Source organism: Pinibacter aurantiacus (assembly GCF_019130065.1).
GTDB lineage: Bacteria > Bacteroidota > Bacteroidia > Chitinophagales > Chitinophagaceae > Pinibacter > Pinibacter aurantiacus.
In genome coordinates this window covers 1-1,105 of sequence record NZ_JAHSPG010000020.1, presented here as the reverse complement: position 1 = coordinate 1,105, position 1,105 = coordinate 1, and the positions used below count along the sequence as shown (strand labels likewise).

General features: G+C 38.1%; 1 protein-coding gene. It reads right to left on the bottom strand.

The features are described from left to right. Nucleotides 1-970 (bottom strand): IS110 family RNA-guided transposase (locus KTO63_RS26160; RefSeq protein ID WP_217795329.1); only part of this gene is annotated, 970 nt, incomplete at its 3' end. Nucleotides 971-1,105 lie beyond the last annotated feature (135 nt).

The following is a 1,105-nucleotide window of genomic DNA, read 5'->3' as shown; positions in this document are numbered from 1 at the left end:
CTACAAATGGTGTTTGCCGTTTGATAACAGCAAACATTCTGTATATGATTTTATTTCGAACGACATTGATAGTGCTCATTTTGGACTTACCACTTTCAACTCGTTTTAGATAATAGTTATGTAGTTCTTTGTCATATTGGATAGCAGATTTTGCAGCAAGATCGAGCAATGTCTTCATGTGTTTATCAGCCAGGTGGCTCACTTTTGTTTTACCCTTGATGCTGGTTCCGGAAGTATGTTCAAAAGGAGCAGTGCCACAATAGCAAGCGAATTTTCTGGCATTGGCAAACCGGGTAAAATTTTTTGTTTTGATGATGGTTGCCGTTGCTAATACCTTACCCACTCCTTTTAAGGTTTGAAGTAACTGGTAGTTCTGACGTAATGAAGGATTTTGTTCAATAGTGCCGTTGATTTCTTCTTCTATTTTAACGATTTCGTTCTCAAAACTTTTGACAAGTCTCATTTGAGATCGCATAATAGAATCTTGTTTTGATAAACCAATGTTGTCATACTCTTTCAATGCGTTGAGTAAAGCAGCCTTTTGCTTCACCAGGCGATCTCTTGTTGAATGCAGTAGTTGCAATCGCTGCAATTCATCACAGGGGCGGGTTTCGGCCTTCAGCTTACTTGTTTTTTCATTCCCGTATTCAGCTATTCTTCTTGCATCAATTTTATCAGATTTGCCGCGGACCAATCCCATGGATCGTTTGATGGCAAGAGCATTTACTTTTGAAAATGCAATCTGATGTTCATGAAGAAACTGCTCAAAACAAAAGCTATAAAGTCCAGTATGTTCCATAACAATCATTAACTCAGAGGGTTTGATCTGTAACCTCTTGATCCATTTGATTAATTCTTTAAATCCAGAAAGGTTATTTTCAATCTGGATATAATCATTGAGCAAATGGCAGAACAAATCGATTGTTCTTTTGGAGAGGTCGGCTCCGATGATGTGGCTAACTTTTTTCATAACTTTATTGTTTAGAAATTAAACAAAAGGTTGCCTAGCCTAAGACCTTTAATTAGTCTTCCAGGACTTAGTATTCTAAATGGGCCTTGGCAACCAGGAATGGAGGCGGGGACTAATACACCAAGTAGGTATGGA